Origin of the sequence: Kineosporia corallincola, from assembly GCF_018499875.1 — a bacterium.
Taxonomy (GTDB): Bacteria; Actinomycetota; Actinomycetes; order Actinomycetales; family Kineosporiaceae; genus Kineosporia; species Kineosporia corallincola.
Genome location: NZ_JAHBAY010000013.1, coordinates 87,644 through 106,548 on the forward strand (window position 1 = coordinate 87,644; position 18,905 = coordinate 106,548).

The window sequence follows — 18,905 nt, forward strand, 5'->3', positions numbered from 1 at the left end:
ACCTTGGGTCCGTGGGTTCGATCAGGTACACGTCGGATCACTACCAGACCTACATCAGGTATCAATGATGAGTGATATGAATCAATGGTGGATCAACAGCCGTCCATGGCTGCACCTGAGCCCGGAAGACGTTGATCCGGAGGCTCTTCGGGCGTCCGCTCCGGTGCGACCGGCCGTCGTGCTGGAGTTCGACGGGGACCGGTTGCGCGACCTGGACAGTCTGTTCCAGGAGTTCGCCCGCGAGTTCGGGTTCCCCGAGTACTTCGGGGGCAACTGGCCGGCTTTCGCCGAGTGCATCGGCGACCTGGCCTGGCTCCAGGCCCGGGCCTACGTGGTGCTGATCCGCCGGCCGGAGCTCCTGCTCGAGGCGAGTCCGGCCGATCGGGACACCTTCTTCAGAGTCATGAACGGCGTCTGCCAGGGGTGGGCGAACGCCTTCGCGCTGCCGGCCGGTTTCGGGGGCGGGGAGGTGCCGTTCAACCTGGTTCTGCTGCTGGACGGGTCCGTCCGGGAAGACCTCACCAGGGCGATCGGCGACTACCTGTAGGCCGCTCTGGGCCCGAGGGACCCGGGCTCATCGTCCTGGTCACCCGTCCGGCGGCCAGACGGTACCTGAGCTGACCTGCCGCGTAATTGGGTCCGGGGGCCCAAGGGGCCCGGCTTAATGTCGTTGTGTGAGAAGACCTATGGGTGCCAGGAACCGGCACGCGCGGAGCGACGCCGGCGCGGCGACGCTGGAGCAGGTCGGTCTGGTCAGCGCGGTCGCCGTGGTGATCGGCGCGGTCGCGCTGGCGATGGCACCGCAGCGGATCGCCTCCGAGGCCACCCGGGCCGTCTGTCTGGCTTTCACCCTGGGGCAGGCGGACTGCGGATCGGGAGCGACGGACGACGTCGTCACCGACGAGAGCTTCAAGCCGACCGAGTGCCGGGTGCGGGAGCAGACCGAGAAGGTCGGCACCGTGATCGACATCGGATTCGTCTCGATGGGCAAGGAGTACGGCTTCGCCCGGCAGGAGATGGCCGACGGCAAGGTGCAGCTCACCGCGGTCGGCACCGACTCGGTGGGAGTGACCGGCGGCCCCGACGGCAAGACCTTCGACATCGGGCGGATCGGCAGCGAGGTCGGCGAGCTGGAGGGCGAGGGCTCCGGCACGTTCAAGATCGGTTACGGCGACACCTGGGAATTCGACTCGGCGGCCGAGGCGGACCAGTTCCAGGACGACATCAACGAGTACGCCTCGATGAAGAGCTGGGAGAGCGGCCCGGACGGCCTCGGCTACATCATCATGAACAAGATCACCGGCTATCCCGAGGTGCCGCAGCCCACCACCAGGATCACGAAGATGAGCGGTGACGCGGGGATTCAGGCCGGCCTCCAGGTCAAGCTCCAGGACGTGCCCACGACGTCGGGCGCGGACGCGGACGCGGAGGAGCCGGAGGGTCTCGACCCCAACGTCGGCGGGACGCTGGAGATCAAGGGTGAGTACGAGGTCACCCAGGAGACCAAGACCAACGGCGACAACAGCTGGACCTACCAGCTCTCCGGAGAGCTCAAGGGCGAGGCGAGCGTCGTCGCGGTGGGCGGTGAGGCGAGCGGTAAGTCGACCGGCGCCTTCAAGGTGACCCGCGACAAGGACGGGAATCTCACCGAGCTGTCGTTCGTCAGCACCCGCGAGGGCACCTTGCAGGCCAACACCGGGGCCAAGGCCGCGACCGCGGACGGCGAGGCGACAGGCAAGGACGGCTCGGCCTTCACCACGGCCACGGTCACCACGACCACCCTGAAGCTCGACGACGCGGCCGACCGCAAGATCGCCCAGGACTGGCTCAGCGGCAACAACGAGCAGTTCGGCTCCCCCTTCGAACTCACCTACGACACCATGGTGCCCTCGAAGGAGGCGGCTGCGGACGACCTCTTCGGGCAGCTGATGTACGGCAAGGGCACGGTGTCCCAGGTGCAGTACGAAGGGGTGAAGAACGTCGAGGAGTTCGGCGCGGAGATCAATCTAGGCTGGAAGTTCGGCGCCAAGATCAGCTCGGAGAACGGCAGCAACCAGACCGTGAACGCCACCTACCTCGGGGCCCCGACCACGGACGGCACGCGGCCCATGCTTCAGTACAGCGAGTGCCAGTGACGAGCGACCGGGAGAACCGGCGGAAGGACGGCGGAGTGGGGCTGATTCTGCGGACCTGGGTGATCGCCGGTGCGCTCTACGTGGCCCTGAGCGTGCTGTCCGCACTGCTCACCGGGGGCGGCGACCGCCCGGCCTGGCTGGCGACACTGATCAGCCTGGTCGTCTACGGCCTGGTGACCGGGATTCCCGGCTGGCTGTACCGGCGGGCCCGCGAACAGCCGCCGCTGGGTGCGTATCTTCTGGCGGTCGTCCCGGTTCCGCTGGTGCTGCTCGTGCTTTCGGTGCTGCTGTGGACCAGCCGGGACGTGTCGGGCGGCACGGTCACCGGCCGGGTGCTGGAGTGGCTCGGAGTTCTGGTGGTCGTCACCGGGCTGGTCCGGTTCCTGCCGGTGCGGCGCGAGCCTGCCCCGCGGGTCTACGGCTGACCGGGAGCGAGATGTACGACACCGGCGACACGATGCTGATGATGCGCGTCGTGCTGGGAGCGCTGGTCCTGCTGTGCGTGGCGGTGGGTCTGCTGCGCCGGCGGCGCCAGGACGACCTGCGCCGGTCCTGGCCGCAGGTGCCGGGTGAGGTGGTGGGCACGCGGGCCCCGATCGGTGGCGGGGCGCGTCACCAGCCGGTGATCCGCTACCGCACGCAAGAAGGCGAAACCATCACCCTTATAAGGGAATCCGGTGTCAGCATCGCCACTCCGGTGACCGGACGGCGGGTTCCGGTCTGGTACGACCCGGCGGACCCGCAGCGCTTCCGCACGCAGGTCTATCCGGTCGACCGGCACGGCTCGTTCTCGTTCGGCGTGGCCGTTCTGCTGGCCGTGATCTTCCTGGTGGCCTGGCTGTGAGTGGGCAGTGAGCGAGCGGGGGGAGAGAGTCCCTGGGCCCAGGGACCCAAGCTCCTCGGGGTAGCTTCGCAGCGTGGGGGTGCGCGCCGGACCGGCGGCCTCGGAGGGACGTCGCCGGTCGGGCGCCTGCACCGCACGGGAGCCCGGGGGCCAGGGGCAGGTCGTGAAGAAGCGGCGATCTGCCCGGCACGCTGCGTCCGGACCGACTCACAGGCAGGCGGAAAAACAGATGATCTCGCGGGTTTCGCGCGTCCTGGTCGCAATCACCGGCCTGCTGGCCGGGTTCGCCGTGCTGGCCCCGGCACATGCCACCTCGACGCCCACCGGCACCACCGCCACGTCGTCCCCCACACCGATGGGGGACGACGAACTGGGTGCGCAGCAGGTGCCCGTCCTCGGTTCCGTGACGCTCCAGAAGAAGATGACGGCGGGCGAACCGAAGATCACCGTGCTGATCAACGGCGTGCGCCGGATCCCCGGGGCCACGGTGCTCTACTACTCGGCCGGTCTCCCGGAGGGCGCCGAGGCGGACAGCTGGGTCGATTTCTCCGGCAGTTCCTACGACTACACCCGGTACCTCAGCGGGCCGGGAAACGTCTTCCTGGTCGACTTCTCCGCCGACAAGCTCTACGCCCCGCTGTTCCAGAAGGTGGACGGCGACCGCGAGGAGGCCATGGGGTCGCCGTACCGGGCCTGGCCGTCCGCGGAGCCCGGCGGCACCTTCTACGCGCTCTACGCCGTGATGCCCGAGCTGCCGGACGATCTCACCACGGTCGACGTGATGCTCGGCCACGGTGACGTGGTGCACGACGTGCCGATCGGTGAGGGTGTGATGGAACCGGCCGTGGTGCAGGAGGATCCGATCCGGATGGGCGAGGCCTGGCCGCAGATCGACCAGGCGGCGGCCGCCGCGTCGTGGGAGCCGGAGAACGCGCTGCGCGACCTGCGGATCAAGAGCTCCAACGCCGACGGCTCGGTCACCGAGGAGACCGAGGACCGGACGACGACCGTGAACCTGTCGTCCGACGTGCTGTTCGAGGTGGACTCGGCGGAGCTGGGTGACGAGGCCGGGAGGGTTCTCCAGAAGGCGGCCGACTCGGTGAACGGGTCGGCCACCGGCGGCGAGATCAAGATCATCGGATATACCGACAGCACCGGAACCGACAGCCACAACCTGAAGCTCTCGCGGCAGCGGGCGCAGGCGGTGGCCACGGCGCTGAAACCATTGATCACCGTGTCCGGCGTCACCTATGACGTTTCCGGCCGGGGTGAGCAGGATCCGGTGGGCAAGAACGACACCGAGGCCGGGCGGGCGCAGAACCGCCGGGTGAGCGTGGTCTTCGGCGAGGGGAACGAGAAGTGATCGCCAAGGACGTCCGTCGCATCGCTCTGGTCGTGCTGGTGGGTGCGCTCGTCGTGGCCGTCGCCGGCTTCCTCTACTGGCAGGGCCGGTCCCGCACGCCGGACGGCAACGGCGGCGAGGCCACGCCCAGCGCGTCGCCCAGCGCGTCGTCCACCGTTGAAGCCTCCGGATCGACCGTGGCGGAAGCGACGCAGAAGTATCTGGGGGCCGACCCGCCCACGAGCGACGTGCTGGCCACCGAGAGCGGCGTCATCTACGCGTATTCCAAGGACGACTACCAGTCCTACGAGGCGCCCGGCACGCTCGAGGTTCTCGCCGTCGACGTGAGTGAGCAGTCCACCCACGTGCGTTTCCGGATGAAGGCGGAGAGCCAGACCCCGGTGCGCATCGACAATTACATCGAGACCAGCAACCCGGGCTTCCACACGGTGCGGCTGATCGCCGAGCAGGCCGACCTCTCGATGACCGGGGCCACCTGGCTGGGCGAGAACGACGCCTGGTCAGACTGCACCTGCGGCCGCCGCCCGAGCGAGGTCGGGCCGGACGGCGTCGAGATCAGTCTGCTGCTGCCGGCCCTGCCCGAGACGGTGACCGAGGTGCAGCTCCAGGTGCCGGGTTTCACGGCACTCACCGCGCCGGTGAGCCGGGCCTGAGGGAGAGACGGTGTCGGGAAGGTCTGTCCCCGGCTGGGTCGCCGACCTGATCGAGCGGCACGGTGAGATCGACTCGCTGCTCGTGCCGGCCTACATCGACCTGGACGAGAGTGCCCGGGTGGTGCCCTACCCGCAGGCCGTGTTCCTGGGATCGGCCGACGGATTCATCTGTCTCACCATCGACGAAGACACCGGCCAGCTGCACCTGGACCAGTGCGCACAGACGTTCCTGCCGCCCGAGCTGATCGAAGAGCCTTCCGTCCAGGCTACTTTCGTCGACCTGACGGAGAACTACCTGACCGGTGGGCGGTGGTCGAGGATCACCGCGGTCAGCTTCCACCTCGACGGCGACTCGGACCCGGAGCGCGGCCTGTTCCGCGGTGTGGCCCTGGAGTTCGAGGCCGGTGAGGGGGTCGTGCTGGACCCGTTCGCGTTCTCCGGCATCCGGCTCGGCACGACACCCGGCCTGAGCCTCTCGCTGGGCGGTCTGCCGGCCGCCCCGTCGCCTCTGCGGTACACGCGGACGCCGGCCTGAAGTCCGTCAGGCCGGCGCCGGTTTCAGCGAATCAGCGGGACTGGAGGGCGTCCAGCGCCACGGCCATCGCGGCGGCCAGCCGGCCGTCGATGCGGGCGCCGGGCACGTCCACCTCGTAGCGGTCGCGCAGCGAGCGCTTGCGCTGCGAGCTGAACAGCACCGAGCCCTGCGGGTCGGTGAAGTCGAAGTGGAACACGAACGGCGAGGGCAGGTCGCTCAGGACCGGCAGGAACTCCCACAGCCGGCGGGCGATCGCCACGTTCTTGTTGCGCTCCTGGCCGAACAGCTCCACCGGGCTGTTGGCGAACCCCAGGTGCCAGGTGCTGCGCAGCAGGGACTTGCCGAAGTCCTTGCGGAACCAGCCGATCGGCTGACCGGCGGCGTCCAGAACGTCGTAGGTGGCGCCGAGGTCGAGGCGCTGACGGGCCTTGAAGCTGAACACCGGCTGGGTGCGGGCCTCGTCGGTGTAGAAGGTGACCTCTTCCTTGAAGGCGAGGCGCTTCTGCTGCGCGAAGGCGAGCAGCTCACCGGTGCTGCCGTCGGGCAGGAGCTCCCGGATCTCGTACCGGTTGACCATCAGCGTGATCTTCTGGTTGACCGCGAAGCGTTCGGCGGTTTGCAGGGCGCTGCCCATCAGTGTTCCCCTCCATGGAAATGCCGTTCCGAGGCGGTCATTGTTGCGTATGGCGAGGTTTCGCGTGGGGTTTTCGTCGTCCACTGTTTGATGACTGTGTGTCACACAGTTCTGCGATCGCGTCGATATGACCCCAATACACCTTGACGTCATATTGCGCGATCTGAGAGTTTTTACCTGCACGGTTCTTCCGCATCGAGCGATTGTTCGTAACGGTGCGTTGGTTCCGCCAGATACCCAGCTTGGATGGCAGGCAACTCTGCGTGAGGCGACAGCCCGCATGAGTACCCCTCGGCTGCGGGGCCTGGGTGGCGCGACACAGAGCGCACCGCCCAGGCCTCGCCCACAACGTACACATCGGTCCCGAGTGGCCGGTCGGCGTCGATCGCGATCTCATTCCAGTCAGCGGCCCCGACTGTCACTCGACCGGGCGGGTATGTCACGGTTACCCGTCGGTGCGCCACGGTGGCCGTGAAGGTCGTCGAGTCCGGTTGCCCGTTCACTCAGCTCGCCTGTCCAGCCCGTCGTGAGAGGTATGGCCTTGATCATCCGTCGGCTCATCGGAGTCGTACTCGTCCTGCTCGTGCTGTTGGTCGTCATCGACCGGGTGACCTGGTGGGCTGCCCGCCGGGTGGTCGCGGAGAGAGTACAGAGCGAGGCCGGCCTGGCCGAGCGCCCGGAGGTCGAGGTCCACGGCTTCCCGCTGCTCACCCAGGCGCTGCGTGGTGAGTACGACCAGGTGAACGCCAAGGTCGACGATCTCAGCGTGCAGGACGGCGTGACCGTGGACGAGCTCGACGTCGAGATGCGGGGTATTCACGCGAGTCTCGGCGATCTGGTGAACCACGAGCTCGGCGACGTGCCGGTGGAGTCGGCGGTGGCCGACGCCACGGTGGGCTACGCGTCCATCGACAAGGTGGTCGCCGACAACATGCCCGACGAGAACCTGAAGGTGGAGTTCACCGAGGGCACCGACGGCCGGATCTCGATCACCGGCACCTACCAGAGCCCGCTGGGCAGCACCCAGATCCAGGGCGACGCCACGGTCACGATCAAGGACGGCGATCTGGTGCTGGAGCTCACCCAGGACTCCTTGCAGGACGTGCCCGCCACGCTGCGCTCCTCGGTCGCCTCGATGCTGAACCGTTCGTACCACCTGCCCGAGCTGCCCTTCGGGTTCGAGGCGCAGGACGTGACGATCGGCGGCGAGGGTGTGACGGTGCGGGCCACCACCAGCAAGGTCGAGCTGGGCTGACACCGCCCCGTCACCGCCCCGCCGTCGCACCGCCTGAAGGGCCGGGAATCCGCAGTACCGGGTTCCCGGCCCTTCGTGCGTCCCAGGCCGAGCGTTCTCCGAGAACATGGGCTAACTTGAGTGGAACAGACTCAACTCTGTGGGCGTTGACTCGAGCGGTCGTCCTGAACAGCACCTCGGAGGTAACTGACAACCATGGATCTGAAGCTCACCACCCGCAGCCAGGAGGCCATGGCCTCCGCCGTCCGGCGGGCGGCCACCGACGGTGCGCCGCAGGTTGAGCCGGCGCACCTGCTCGGCGCGCTGCTCGAGCAGCCCGACGGCGTCGCCCCCGCCCTGCTCCAGGCGGTCGGAGCCGACCCGCAGGCCCTGCGCCGCTCCAACACCACCGCGGTCGAGGGCCTGCCCCGGGCCAGCGGCTCATCGGTCGGCTCACCCAGCCTGGCCCGCTCCACCTACCAGGCGATGTCCGCTGCCGGAGACGTCGCCCGCGAGCTCGGTGACGAGTACGTCAGCACCGAGCACCTGCTGATCGGCCTGGCCTCGGGCGACAACCCGGTGCTGAAGGGCATCACCCGGCAGAAGCTGCTCGACGCGCTGCCCAAGGTCCGGGGCAACGCCAAGGTCACCAGCCCCGACCCGGAGGGCACCTACAAGTCGCTGGAGAAGTTCGGCGTCGACCTGACCGCCGCCGCGCGGGACGGGCGGCTCGACCCGGTGATCGGGCGGGACGCCGAGATCCGGCGCGTGGTGCAGGTACTCAGCCGCCGCACCAAGAACAACCCGGTGCTGATCGGTGAGCCCGGTGTGGGCAAGACCGCGGTGGTCGAGGGTCTGGCCCAGCGCATCGTGGCCGGCGACGTGCCCGAGAGCCTGCGCGGCAAGCGGCTGATCAGCCTCGACCTGGCCGCCATGGTGGCCGGCGCGAAGTACCGCGGCGAGTTCGAGGAACGGCTGAAGGCCGTGCTGGAAGAGATCAAGTCCTCCGAGGGCGAGGTCGTCACCTTCATCGACGAGCTGCACACCGTGGTCGGCGCGGGCGGCAGCAGCGACGGCTCGATGGACGCGGGCAACATGCTCAAGCCCATGCTGGCCCGGGGTGAGCTGCGCCTGGTCGGCGCCACCACGCTGGACGAGTACCGGGAGAACATCGAGAAGGACGCCGCGCTGGAGCGCCGGTTCCAGCAGGTCTACGTGGGCGAGCCGAGCGTGGACGACACGGTCGGCATCCTGCGCGGCCTGAAGGAGCGCTACGAGGCGCACCACAAGGTGGCGATCACGGACGCCGCTCTGGTCGCCGCGGCCGGCCTGTCCCACCGCTACATCCCCGGGCGGCAGCTGCCCGACAAGGCCATCGACCTGATCGACGAGGCGGCCAGCCGGCTGCGCATGGAGATCGACTCCTCACCCGAGGAGATCGACGCCCTGCGCCGTCAGGTGGACCGGCTGAAGATGGAGGAGATGGCTCTGGTCCACGAGGAGGACCCGGCCAGCCGTCTGCGTCTCGAGAAGCTGCGGGCCGACCTGGCCGACCGCTCCGAGCAGCTGGCCGGGCTGACCGCCCGCTGGGAGCAGGAGAAGGCCGGGCTGAACCGGGTCGGCGACCTGATGAAGCGGGTCGACGAGTTGCGCAAGCAGGCCGAGAAGCTGCAACGCGAGGGCGATCTCGGTGCGGCGTCGCGGCTGCTGTACGGCGAGATCCCGACCATCGAGAAGGAGATCGCCGAGGCACAGGCCGCCGAGGAGGTGGTCGACGAAACCGTCGAGCCGATGGTGAAGGACGAGGTCGGGCCCGACGACATCGCCGACGTGGTGGCGGCCTGGACCGGCATCCCGGCGGGACGTCTGCTGGAGGGTGAGAGCGCCAAACTGCTGCGGATGGAAGACGTGATCGGCGGGCGGCTGATCGGCCAGAAAGACGCCGTGCGAGCGGTTTCCGACGCGGTGCGCCGTTCCCGGGCCGGGATCAGCGACCCGGACCGGCCGACCGGCTCGTTCCTGTTCCTCGGCCCCACCGGCGTCGGCAAGACCGAGCTGGCCAAGGCCCTGGCCGACTTCCTGTTCGACGACGAGCGCGCCATGGTGCGCATCGACATGAGCGAATACGCCGAGAAGCACAGCGAGGCGCGGCTGATCGGCGCCCCGCCCGGCTACGTCGGCTACGAGTCGGGTGGCCAGCTGACCGAGGCGGTGCGGCGTCGTCCCTACTCGGTCGTCCTGTTCGACGAGGTGGAGAAGGCCCACCCGGACGTGTTCGACGTGCTGCTCCAGGTGCTCGACGACGGCCGGCTCACCGACGGCCAGGGCCGCACGGTCGACTTCCGTTCCACCATCCTGGTTCTCACCTCGAACCTGGGATCGCAGTTCCTGGTCGACCCGACCCTGTCGGACGAGGCCAAGAAAGACGCGGTGCTCACCACCGTGCGCACCGCGTTCAAGCCGGAGTTCCTGAACCGCCTGGACGACGTGGTGGTGTTCGACCCGCTGGGCATGGAAGAGCTGTCGCACATCGTCGAGCTCCAGATCAACCTGCTGGCGCGGCGTCTGGCCGACCGGCGGCTGGACCTGCACGTCACCGCTGCGGCCCGGGACTGGCTGGCGCTGACCGGCTACGACCCGGCCTACGGTGCCCGGCCGCTGCGCCGGCTGGTGCAGCGCGAGATCGGCGACAAGCTGGCCAGGGCACTGCTGGCCGGTGAGATCCACGACGGCGACGGGGTTCTCGTGGATGCCTCGCCCGCCGGGATCGACGGCCTGGTGGTGCGCCGGCTGGAGCCCGGTGAAGAGGTGGAATCGGTGGCCGGCTCGACGCCCACCGACGAGGGCGGCCTGATCGAGCTGGAGGCCGGGCCGTCGTTCTGATCCTGGTCACCGGCTCTTGAGCCGAACGCGTGAGGCCCCCTGCCGAATCCGGCAGGGGGCCTCACGCGTGACGGCTCTCGGATCGGGCTATTTCGCCGTCCAGACGATCTTGGTGCCGGAGGTCTTCACCAGCTGGAGCTTGCCGTCGCTGAGCAGCCGCAGCCGGTTGCCGCCCTGGCCCGCGGTCTTGCTGGTCCACGCGGTGGTGCCGTCGGAGTTGACCAGGGCCAGGTTGCCGTCGCTCTTCACGGTGAGCCAGTCGGCGTTCTTCTTGCCGGTGCTCCAGACCACGCCGCTGCCCTTCCGGGTCAGCGTGAGGTTGCCGTTGGCCTGGAAGGCCAGGCTGTAGGTGCCGTTCTTGGAGACCAGCGTGCGCCCGCCGCGGTAGAGGGCCGAGCCCTGGTTCAGGGTGGACAGGCCCTTGGCGTTCTGGGCCGGGGCCGTTTTCTGGGCCTTGCCGCCGGTCCAGGCGGTCTTGCCGGTGGAGATCGTGGTGATCTTCAGCTGGCCCTGGTTGGTGAGCTTGAGCGAGGCCGCGCCGCCGCTGCTGCCGGACGACCAGACCTTCTTGCCGTAGGCGTTGTACGACACCAGGTTTCCGGTGTTGGTGAGGGTGGTCCAGGCGGCACCCTTGCCGGTGCGCCAGAGCACCCGGCTGCCGGGCTTGCTGAGCGTCAGGTCGGTGCCCGACTGGGTCAGCGTGTAGAGGCCGTTGGCGCTGGTGATGGACTTGCCGTTGAGCAGGGCCTTACCGCTGGTGATGGACGACTTGGCGGTGGTGGCCGCCGGGGCCTTGGCCTTCTGCACGGCGAACAGCAGCTTGCGCGGCCACTTGGTGCTGACCTTGGTGACGGCGTCGGAGGTGGCGGCGCCGACGACGGCGGCCTGCACCTGCTTGGGCGTGGCCGTGGGGTGGTTCTGGAGGTAGAGCGCGACCGCGCCGGTGACGTGCGGCGTGGCCATCGAGGTGCCGGACAGCGTGGCCCTGGAGCTGTCGCTGTCGGCCCAGTCCGAGGTGATGCCCAGACCCGGCGCGTACAGGTCGACGCAGGCGCCGTAGTTCGAGAACCCGGTCTTGCGGTCGGTTCTGGTGGTGGCCCCGACCACGATCGCGGCCTTCACGTCGCTGGGCGAGACGGTGCAGGCCGGAATGCCCTCACCCGCGGCGTTGCCGTTGCCCGCGGCGATCACCACGGTGACGCCGTCGGCGATGACCCGCTCGACCGCGGCCTCGACCACCGGGTCGGCGCCGCCCTCGTTGGTCAGGCTGAGGTTGGCCACGGCCGGCTTGCCGCTCTTGTGGTGCGAGACGATCCAGTCCAGGCCCTCGGCCACGATCGAGCTGGTGCTGCCGCCCTCGCAGTCGAGCACCCGGATCGGCACCAGCGTGGCCTCTTTCGCCACGCCGTAGGTGGTGCCGCCGATGGTGCCGGCCACGTGCGTGCCGTGCCCCTCGCAGTCCTCGGTGCTGCTGTCGCCGTTCAGCGTGGAGGTGCCGCCGGAGACCCGGCCGCCGAAGTCCTGGTGGGTGCTGCGGATGCCGGTGTCGACCACGTAGGCGGTGACGCCCTTGCCGGTGTTGGTGTAGTAGTACGAGCCGTTCAGCGTGGCCGAGTGCTGGTCGATGCGGTCGAGGCCCCACTCGGCGTCGTCTTGCGTGCCGGTGGAGGTGTAGCGCTGGTTGACGGCCACGTAGTCGACTGCCGGGTCGTCGCGGATCTCGTCGAGCTCGCTGTCGGACAGGGTGGCCGAATAACCGCGCAGCGCCTCGGTGTAGCGGGTGTGGACGGTGGCGCCCGCCTTCTCGCCGCGCTCGACCGCCTCGGCCACCAGACTCTGCGAAGAGCCGTCGGCGCCGTCGACCCCGGCGGCGCTCAGTCCGGCCTGGTCTTTCAGCATGACCACGTACTGCCCGTCGATCGCGCCGGAGCTGCCGGAACCGACCAGCGGGGCCGGGGCGGACCGGCTGACGTCACCACCGAGCGAGGCCGGCAGGGCGCTGGCGACGACGGGCGACAGGGCCACCGCGGCGGCTGTCGCGGCGCTGAGCCCGACGGCGATCCTGATCAGCACCTTGCGGCGTGGGAGGGCCCGGCGAGCGGGTCGGGGATCCGTCACGCGCAGCAGCTTAGGGGGGTCCACCGACAGGACGCCGGACCCGGAACTTCGCAGAGTCGTCGAAACGGCACAGATGGTAGCCGCCCTCAGGTGTTTCGGTGAGAGGTTGATTCCCCCTTCTGGAGCGCCTATTTCCCCCTTGACTGAGATTTAAATTCAGGACGTCGCACGGCCCGGCGTGTCCTCGCCCCCGGCCGCATCGGCAGCGCGGTGACGTCGCGCCTTGGCCCGATTTCCGCACACCGCCATCGAGCACCACCGCCGCCGGTCCGCGGGTCGGTGAACAGCCAGCCGCAACCCGCGCCGGGGCAGGCCCCTACGGTGCCGGGCCGGGTGACGGTGAGGAAGTCCGCGGCGGTCCCGACGACCGCAGTCAGTGCGGTGCCGGTTCCTGTCTCGCGGCCGGCTCCGGTGGTTCCGTCGGGCACGGCCGTGCCGGCCGCCAGTCACGACCCGGTTCTGGTCGGAGCCGCCACCCGCACGCCGGTACGCCTGGAGTGACGGCGCGCCGGCGCGGGCTCCTCGTCGTCCTCAATCGAGAGTGGATCAGGTCAGGTCGACGATCACCGGTGCGTGGTCGGAAGCGCCCTTGCCCTTGCGCTCCTCGCGGTCGATCACCGCGGTCTTCACCCGCGAGGCCAGGGCCGGCGAGGCGAGCGCGAAGTCGATGCGCATGCCCTGCCGCTTGGGGAACCGCAGCTGCTGGTAGTCCCAGTAGGTGAAGGCGCCGGGGGTGTGCGGCCGCACCACGTCGGCGTACCCCGCGTCCACCACGCCGTTGAAGGCGTCCCGCTCCGGGCCGGAGACGTGGGTGCTGCCCTCGAAGGCGGCCATGTCCCACACGTCGTCGTCCTGCGGGGCCACGTTCCAGTCGCCGACCAGGGCGATCTGGGCCTGCGGGTCGGCGGTCAGCCAGTTTTGCCCGGCAGCCCGTAGCGCCTTGAGCCACTCCAGCTTGTACACCAGGTGCGGGTCGTCGAGCGTGCGGCCGTTCGGCACGTACAGGCTCCAGACGCGCACGCCGCCGCAGGTGGCGCCGAGCGCGCGGGCCTCGGCGGCCGGCGGGTCGCCCCAGCTGGGCATGCCCGGGAAGCCGCGCTCCACGTCGTCGATGCCGACCCGGGAGACGATCGCGACGCCGTTCCACTGGGAGTGGCCCAGGTGCGCGACCTGGTAGCCGATCTCCTCGAACCGGGCGGTGGGGAACTGCTCGTCCTTGCACTTGGTCTCCTGAAAGGCGACCACGTCGACGTCACTGCGTTCCAGCCAGGCCACGGCCCGGTCGATCCGCGCCCGCATCGAGTTCACGTTCCAGGTAGCGATCCGCACCCGGTGAGCGTACCCGCGCGGTTACGCATCACCCGAACGCACCGCGACCGTCCGGGTGACGGCCTCACGGCGCGTGGCCGCCGGATCGGGCGATACCCCGGCGCTCGACGCGAAGCGGGCCCCCTTCTCGTCAAGAAGAGCTACTCCAGGTGGGCGACGGGCAGTGCCGCACGGGTGCAACCGGTCACCGCGGGATGACTGATGGCTACCCCGTGCGATGAACTGACGTTCGATCGGGCAACGACTGGATGGAGCGATGGGACGTCTCTGGGTGACCATGAAGAGTCCCATGGCGCATGCCCTCACGGCTCTCGGCGTGCTCGTCGTGGTGCTGACCGGCCTCGTCCCGCTGTGGCTGGGCCGGCCCGCGGAACTGGCCGGGCTGAGCACGCTGCCCTGGTGGCTGTTCGCCATCGCCTTCACCGTGACCGACGCCTGCGGCATGACGGTCGGGATCCGGGGACGGCGCTACGCCATCACGCTCGGCGGCATTCCGCTGGCCGCCGGCCTTTATCTGTCCGATCCCGGCCCGCTCCTGCTCGGCCGTCTGCTGGGCGGTCTGCTCGTGGCGGCCTGGTTCCGCCGGCAGCGGCTGCGGGCCCTGGCCGGCAGCGCCGTCGCGGTGATCGCCGGCACCACCGTGGCCGAGCTGCTCTTCCGCTCGCTGGTGCTGGACCACGCGCTGCTCGGTCACACCGGCCGGGCGATGACGCTGGTCGTGGTCGGCGCCTCGGTGCTGGCCGAGTCGCTCCTGCTGCTGCGGGTGCGGCCGGTGCCCGGACCGGGCCCCGAGGCGGCCCGGCTGCTCGGCTGCGTGCTGGTCACCGGCGTGATCGGCGCCGCGATCGGCCTGATCCCGGTGCTCTCCGTGGACCGCGGCGAGATCGTGCTGCCCGGCGTCGTGCTCGGGCCCGCCCTGGTGGTGGGGTTCCGCGCCTTCGCCCTGCTCTCCGAACGGCACGCCCGGCTGAGCCGGCTGTACGAGCTGTCCGACGTGCTGGCCCGCACCCCGGAACCGGCCCGCGCGGTGCCGCTGGTGCTGGAGCGCTCGGCCGACCTGCTGAACGCCCGGTACGCCGAGCTGGTGCTGAACGACGACCTGCTGGTGCCCTGGGACCGCTCGCGACCGGGCCACCGGATGTGGGTGCTGCGCGCCGGGGAGCCGGTGACCGGTCCCCGCAGCGCCGCCTGCGCCATGTTCGCCCTGCCCTTCCCACCGGCCGGGCCGCTCCTGGTGCGGGGCACGGACGCCACCGAGAGCGCCTTCCTGCGCGAGCGGGGCATCGGCCAGGCCGCCCTGGTGCCGCTGCGGATCGGCGACCGGGCCGTCGGCCACCTCGTGGTCGGCGAACGTGGCGGCGGCGAGCGCGGTTTCACCGCCCCCGACCTGGCGCTGCTGGAGACCGTGGCGGGCCGGGCCGCCCTGGCCCTGGGCAACGGCCACGAGCTGGAGCGTCTCCAGTTCGAGGCCCGGCACGACGAGCTCACCGGGCTGCCCAACCGCCTGGACTTCCGCGCCCAGCTGGACGAGGCGGTGGAGGACCTGTTCACCGACGGTCGCCAGTGCGCGGTGATGCTGCTCGACTTCAACGGGTTCAAGGCGATCAACGACACGCTCGGCCACCACGCCGGCGACGCACTGCTGCGCGAGCTGGCCGGGCGCCTGCGCAAGGTGGCCGGGCGCGGCGTCACCATCGCCCGGCTGGGTGGCGACGAGTTCGCCGTGCTCGCGCCCGGTATGGGCGACGGCGCGGCCCGGGCCCTGGCCCGGCGGCTGCTGTCGGCGTTCGACGAGCCGGTCACGGTGGACGGGAACGAGCTGCGCGTGGGCGGTTCGCTCGGCGTCGCGGTCGGTCCGGAACAGGGCGACACCGGGGCCGAGCTGCTGCGCCTGGCCGACGTCGCGATGTACGTGGCCAAGGCGGCCGGCGGCGGGTACCGGATGTTCACCCGCGCCATGGACCTGCCCACCTCCCGGGTGCAGGCGCTGGGTACCGCCCTGCGCGAGGCGCTGGAGGCCGGCCGGATCGGGATCGCCGTGCAGCCGCTGGTCGATCTGGCCGACGGCGAGGTGTACGCCCTGGAGGCCCTGGCCCGCTGGCAGCACCCGGAGCTCGGTGAGGTGCCGCCGGAGGAGTTCTTCGCCGCGGCCGAGCGCAGCGGGCTGGTGTCCGAGCTGTCCCGCACGGTGCTCGACCAGGCGCTGGCCGGGGCCCGGGACTGGCTGGACACCGGGCGGCAGGTGCGGGTGGCCATCAACCTGGCTCCCGGCTGGCTGGCCGATCCCACCCTGCCCGATCAGATCACCACCGCGCTGGAGACCCACGACGTGCCGGCCGACCTGCTCTACCTGGAGTTCAGCGAGGCCGACGTGATCGACCAGCCGGAGACCGGGCACGGCGGCCTGACCGCGCTGAGCCGCCTGCGGGCGCTGGGCGTGCGGTTGTCGGTGGACGACTTCGGCACCGGCTACTCGTCGCTGACCTTCCTCAGCAAGCTGCCGGTGGACCAGATCAAGATCGACCGGTCGTATGTGCAGGACCTGCGGTCCGGCATCCGGGGCCGGGCCGTGGTGCAGTCGATCATCGACGTCGGGCGCAACCTCGGCCTGGAGGTCGTGGCCGAGGGCGTCGCCGACGCGCACACCCGGATCGAGCTGCGCCGGATGGGCTGCGAGTTCGGTCAGGGCTACTACTTCGACGCGCCGATGGCGGTGGAGGACCTGGCCTGGCGGGACGACGCGCAGGCGCCCCGGGTGGCCGGTTTCGGGCCCTGGCGGCTGGCGTTCCCACCCTCGCCCCGGCGCACGCAGCAGGTCCTGGGCCCGCTGGATACGCTGGCCGAATGCAGCTCTCCGACACCGACCCCACCATCGGTCCCCTGAGGGACGAACTGCGCGAGCTCATCCGTGAGCTCGCCGTCGTCCACGGCAAGGTCACCCTGTCCAGCGGCAAGGAGGCCGATTACTACGTCGACCTGCGCCGGATCACGCTCGACGGCAAGGCCGCGCCGCTGGTCGGCCGGGTCATGCGTGATCTGGTCAAGGACTGGGAGTTCGAGGCCGCGGGCGGGCTGACCCTGGGCGCCGACCCGGTCGCCACCTCGATGCTGCACGCGGCCGCGGCGGCCGGCGAGCGGCTGGACGCGTTCGTCGTCCGCAAGCAGGGCAAGGCGCACGGGCTCCAGCGCCGTATCGAGGGCGCCGAGGTGGCCGGCCGCCGGGTGCTCGCCGTCGAAGACACCTCCACCACCGGTGGCTCGGTGCTCACCGCCGTCGAGGCGCTGCGCGAGGCGGGCGCCGAGGTGATCGGGGTCGCGGTGATCGTCGACCGGGGCACCGGAGCGAAGGAGAAGGTGGAGGCCGAGGGACTGCCGTACCTCTACGCCTACGACCTCTCGGACCTCGGGCTCGCCTGATCCCTCGGGCCTGAGAAGCCGGCCTGAGAGATCAGGCCTGGGAAGGCGAACCGGCCCGCTGCCGCCGCCGGTCCACCACCAGCGTCACCACGGTGGCGGTGATCGCGACCGCGGCGATGACGTACGCGGCCCACTTCACCCACGGGACGTTGTGGGCCGCGTAGCCGAGCAGGATCATGCCGCTGCCCCAGATCAGGGCGCCGGCCACGTTGGCCACGAAGAACCGGGGATACGGCATGCGGCCGATCCCGGCGATGATCGGGGTGAAGGTGCGCACCCAGGGGATGAAGCGGGCGATGATGACGGCGAGCGAGCCCCAGCGTTCGTAGAACGCCTCGGCCCGGTGCACCCGGTCGGCGTTCTTACCGGCCCGGCGCAGCAGCCAGGGCCGCCCCAGGCGCCGCCCGGTCCAGTAGCCCACGGCGTCGCCGGCGACCGCGGCCACGGCCGTGCCGCCGGCGAGCAGCGCCAGATTCAGGTCGCTGCCCTGCTCGGCGGCCAGCAGCCCGGCCGCGAACAACACGCTGTCACCGGGGAGGAAGAACCCGACGAGCAGCCCGGACTCCACGAAGACCAGCGCGAACACGACCAGGTAGACGGTCAGTGTGGTCATCGAGGAGACGTCGGAGAGGCTCGCCCACCAGTGCGCCATCGGGTTGCCCGGCCTTGATCAGTGGCGCCGGCGCGGGCCCTCGTAACCCTGGTCGGGATGGTCCGGGTACTGCTGCTGCCCGTGGCCGGAACCGGTCTGCTGCCCGTACCCGTCGTTGCCCACCGGAATACCGCTGGGCACCGTGGCGTCGCCGCCGTACTGGTCGTCCGGGGCGTCCCAGTCGCCGTAGCCCTGCGCCTCGCGGTTGTTGCTGAAGCCGTTGTACTGGTCGTAACCGGTCTGGCGGGGCTGCGGGGCGAACTCGTCGCGGGTCAGGCCGGGCGGCGGGAACGGCTCCTCGCCGGCTTCCTGCGCCGCCTCGGCGGTGGCCACCGGGTCGGCGTCCGCGGCCTTGCGCTTGTGCCGCCAGGCCTCGAAGGCCATCGGGATGACCGAGACCACGACGAGCAGCAGCAGGCCGGCCTCGATGTGGTCGCGGAACAGCGGGATGCCGCCCAGCGCCCGGCCGAGCAGGGTGATGCCGGCGGCCCAGAGCAGGGCGCCGATCGCGCTGTAGGTGAGGTACTTGCGGCGGTCCATCTTGCCGACGCCGGCCGTGACGGTGATGAAGGTGCGCACCAGCGGGGTGAACCGCGCCAGCACGATCGCCACCGGGCCGTAGTGGTCGAAGAAGTCCATCGTCTTGTCGACGTACTCGCGCTTGAACAGCTTCGAGTTCTCTTTTTTGAAGATGGCCGGCCCGGCCGCCCGGCCGATCTCGTAACCGACCACGTTGCCCAGGAAGGCGGCGACGGTCAGCACGGCACAGGCGAACCACAGCGAGTGGTCGATGTCGCCCCGGCCGATGAACAGGCCGATGGTGAACAGCAGCGAGTCGCCGGGCAGGAAGAAGCCCAGGAGCAGTCCGCACTCGGCGAAGATGATGAGCGCACCGACCCAGAGGGCGACCCCACCCAGGTCGGTGAGCAGGGTGTCAGGGTTCAGCCACTCCGGCCCGAGGGCCATCGGCACGCTTGTCAGCAGCACGGCGCCCAGCCTACGGCGTCAGGCTGAACGCTTTCTGTCGGTTTCCCGGGTGCTCCGTTCACGACAGGCTTCAACGTGGTGGCCCCCACCCGGCGTTCCCCGCCGGTGCGGGATTCAGCCG

The 18,905-nt window shown here is 70.2% G+C and carries 17 protein-coding genes; 11 read left to right on the top strand and 6 right to left on the bottom strand.

Going from position 1 to position 18,905, the window contains the following annotated elements; all coding sequences use genetic code 11:
- Nucleotides 1-76: 76 nt before the first annotated feature.
- The 7 genes from KIH74_RS27100 to KIH74_RS27130 all read left to right on the top strand — a co-directional run bounded on the left by KIH74_RS27100 (nucleotide 77) and on the right by KIH74_RS27130 (nucleotide 5,530).
- Nucleotides 77-547: a barstar family protein gene (locus KIH74_RS27100; RefSeq protein WP_214159183.1), complete on the top strand. Its 471-nt coding sequence runs from the start codon at nucleotides 77-79 to the stop codon at nucleotides 545-547.
- A 139-nt stretch (nucleotides 548-686) separates the two neighbouring features.
- Entirely contained in the window at nucleotides 687-2,135 is a 1,449-nt protein-coding gene (locus KIH74_RS27105) for a hypothetical protein (RefSeq protein ID WP_214159184.1), read from the top strand.
- Nucleotides 2,136-2,170: 35 nt separating this feature from the next.
- Nucleotides 2,171-2,560: a hypothetical protein gene (locus tag KIH74_RS27110; RefSeq protein WP_214159185.1), complete on the top strand. Its 390-nt coding sequence runs from the start codon at nucleotides 2,171-2,173 to the stop codon at nucleotides 2,558-2,560.
- An 11-nt stretch (nucleotides 2,561-2,571) separates the two neighbouring features.
- The gene (locus KIH74_RS27115) at nucleotides 2,572-2,979 is read left to right on the top strand and encodes a DUF3592 domain-containing protein (RefSeq protein ID WP_214159186.1); all 408 of its coding nucleotides are present in this window, start codon (nucleotides 2,572-2,574) and stop codon (nucleotides 2,977-2,979) included.
- A gap of 229 nt (nucleotides 2,980-3,208) precedes the next feature.
- Nucleotides 3,209-4,342: an OmpA family protein gene (locus KIH74_RS39345; protein WP_214159187.1), complete on the top strand. Its 1,134-nt coding sequence runs from the start codon at nucleotides 3,209-3,211 to the stop codon at nucleotides 4,340-4,342.
- Nucleotides 4,339-4,995 (top strand): hypothetical protein, encoded by a 657-nt coding sequence (locus KIH74_RS27125; protein WP_214159188.1) that lies wholly within the window; start codon nucleotides 4,339-4,341, stop codon nucleotides 4,993-4,995. The genes KIH74_RS39345 and KIH74_RS27125 overlap by 4 nt, the downstream gene beginning before the upstream one ends.
- A 10-nt stretch (nucleotides 4,996-5,005) precedes the next feature.
- A complete protein-coding gene (locus tag KIH74_RS27130; protein WP_214159189.1) occupies nucleotides 5,006-5,530 on the top strand; it encodes a hypothetical protein in 525 nt (174 codons plus the stop codon).
- Nucleotides 5,531-5,561: 31 nt separating this feature from the next.
- Here KIH74_RS27130 and KIH74_RS27135 read toward each other — a convergent pair whose 3' ends face one another.
- Entirely contained in the window at nucleotides 5,562-6,164 is a 603-nt protein-coding gene (locus KIH74_RS27135) for an LURP-one-related family protein (RefSeq protein ID WP_214159190.1), read from the bottom strand.
- 541 nt (nucleotides 6,165-6,705) lie between these two features.
- Between KIH74_RS27135 and KIH74_RS27140 the strand changes: the two genes are divergently transcribed.
- Together KIH74_RS27140 and clpB are read left to right on the top strand one after the other, a co-directional pair.
- The gene (locus KIH74_RS27140; protein ID WP_214159191.1) at nucleotides 6,706-7,419 is read left to right on the top strand and encodes an LmeA family phospholipid-binding protein; all 714 of its coding nucleotides are present in this window, start codon (nucleotides 6,706-6,708) and stop codon (nucleotides 7,417-7,419) included.
- A 195-nt stretch (nucleotides 7,420-7,614) separates the two neighbouring features.
- Entirely contained in the window at nucleotides 7,615-10,281 is a 2,667-nt protein-coding gene (clpB, locus tag KIH74_RS27145) for an ATP-dependent chaperone ClpB (protein ID WP_214159192.1), read from the top strand.
- A gap of 87 nt (nucleotides 10,282-10,368) precedes the next feature.
- On the opposite strand, the gene KIH74_RS27150 is transcribed toward clpB, so the two are convergent.
- The 3 genes from KIH74_RS27150 to KIH74_RS27160 form a co-directional block, all read right to left on the bottom strand.
- Nucleotides 10,369-12,399 (bottom strand): S8 family serine peptidase, encoded by a 2,031-nt coding sequence (locus KIH74_RS27150; protein WP_214159193.1) that lies wholly within the window; start codon nucleotides 12,397-12,399, stop codon nucleotides 10,369-10,371.
- 156 nt (nucleotides 12,400-12,555) lie between these two features.
- On the bottom strand, nucleotides 12,556-12,648 hold the full coding sequence (locus tag KIH74_RS39350) for a hypothetical protein (protein WP_214159194.1): 93 nt from the start codon (nucleotides 12,646-12,648) through the stop codon (nucleotides 12,556-12,558).
- 297 nt (nucleotides 12,649-12,945) lie between these two features.
- Nucleotides 12,946-13,728 carry an exodeoxyribonuclease III gene (locus KIH74_RS27160; protein WP_214159195.1) on the bottom strand — a complete coding sequence of 261 codons (783 nt, stop codon included), beginning with the start codon at nucleotides 13,726-13,728 and terminating at the stop codon, nucleotides 12,946-12,948.
- 289 nt (nucleotides 13,729-14,017) lie between these two features.
- Here KIH74_RS27160 and KIH74_RS27165 point away from each other — a divergent pair, with 289 nt between their 5' ends.
- Nucleotides 14,018-16,612 carry a putative bifunctional diguanylate cyclase/phosphodiesterase gene (locus KIH74_RS27165; RefSeq protein ID WP_214159196.1) on the top strand — a complete coding sequence of 865 codons (2,595 nt, stop codon included), beginning with the start codon at nucleotides 14,018-14,020 and terminating at the stop codon, nucleotides 16,610-16,612.
- A complete protein-coding gene (gene pyrE / locus KIH74_RS27170) occupies nucleotides 16,573-17,145 on the top strand; it encodes an orotate phosphoribosyltransferase (RefSeq protein WP_214159197.1) in 573 nt (190 codons plus the stop codon). Before KIH74_RS27165 ends, pyrE begins: the two co-directional genes overlap by 40 nt.
- 31 nt (nucleotides 17,146-17,176) lie before the next feature.
- On the opposite strand, the gene KIH74_RS27175 is transcribed toward pyrE, so the two are convergent.
- Entirely contained in the window at nucleotides 17,177-17,758 is a 582-nt protein-coding gene (locus KIH74_RS27175) for a DedA family protein (protein WP_214159198.1), read from the bottom strand.
- Between the two features lie 57 nt (nucleotides 17,759-17,815).
- Nucleotides 17,816-18,784, bottom strand: coding sequence for a DedA family protein (locus KIH74_RS27180; protein ID WP_214159199.1), 969 nt, complete (start codon nucleotides 18,782-18,784; stop codon nucleotides 17,816-17,818).
- Nucleotides 18,785-18,905: the final 121 nt, after the last annotated feature.

Coding starts and splice junctions, on each gene's coding strand:
- clpB (WP_214159192.1), top strand. CDS start 7,615: ATGGATCTGAAGCTCACCACCCGCAGCCAGGAGGCCATGGCCTCCGCC.
- KIH74_RS27135 (WP_214159190.1), bottom strand. CDS start 6,164: ATGGGCAGCGCCCTGCAAACCGCCGAACGCTTCGCGGTCAACCAGAAG.
- KIH74_RS39345 (WP_214159187.1), top strand. CDS start 3,209: ATGATCTCGCGGGTTTCGCGCGTCCTGGTCGCAATCACCGGCCTGCTG.
- KIH74_RS27165 (WP_214159196.1), top strand. CDS start 14,018: ATGGCGCATGCCCTCACGGCTCTCGGCGTGCTCGTCGTGGTGCTGACC.
- KIH74_RS39350 (WP_214159194.1), bottom strand. CDS start 12,648: ATGGCGGTGTGCGGAAATCGGGCCAAGGCGCGACGTCACCGCGCTGCC.
- KIH74_RS27105 (WP_214159184.1), top strand. CDS start 687: ATGGGTGCCAGGAACCGGCACGCGCGGAGCGACGCCGGCGCGGCGACG.
- KIH74_RS27175 (WP_214159198.1), bottom strand. CDS start 17,758: ATGACCACACTGACCGTCTACCTGGTCGTGTTCGCGCTGGTCTTCGTG.
- KIH74_RS27115 (WP_214159186.1), top strand. CDS start 2,572: ATGTACGACACCGGCGACACGATGCTGATGATGCGCGTCGTGCTGGGA.
- pyrE (WP_214159197.1), top strand. CDS start 16,573: ATGCAGCTCTCCGACACCGACCCCACCATCGGTCCCCTGAGGGACGAA.
- KIH74_RS27100 (WP_214159183.1), top strand. CDS start 77: ATGAATCAATGGTGGATCAACAGCCGTCCATGGCTGCACCTGAGCCCG.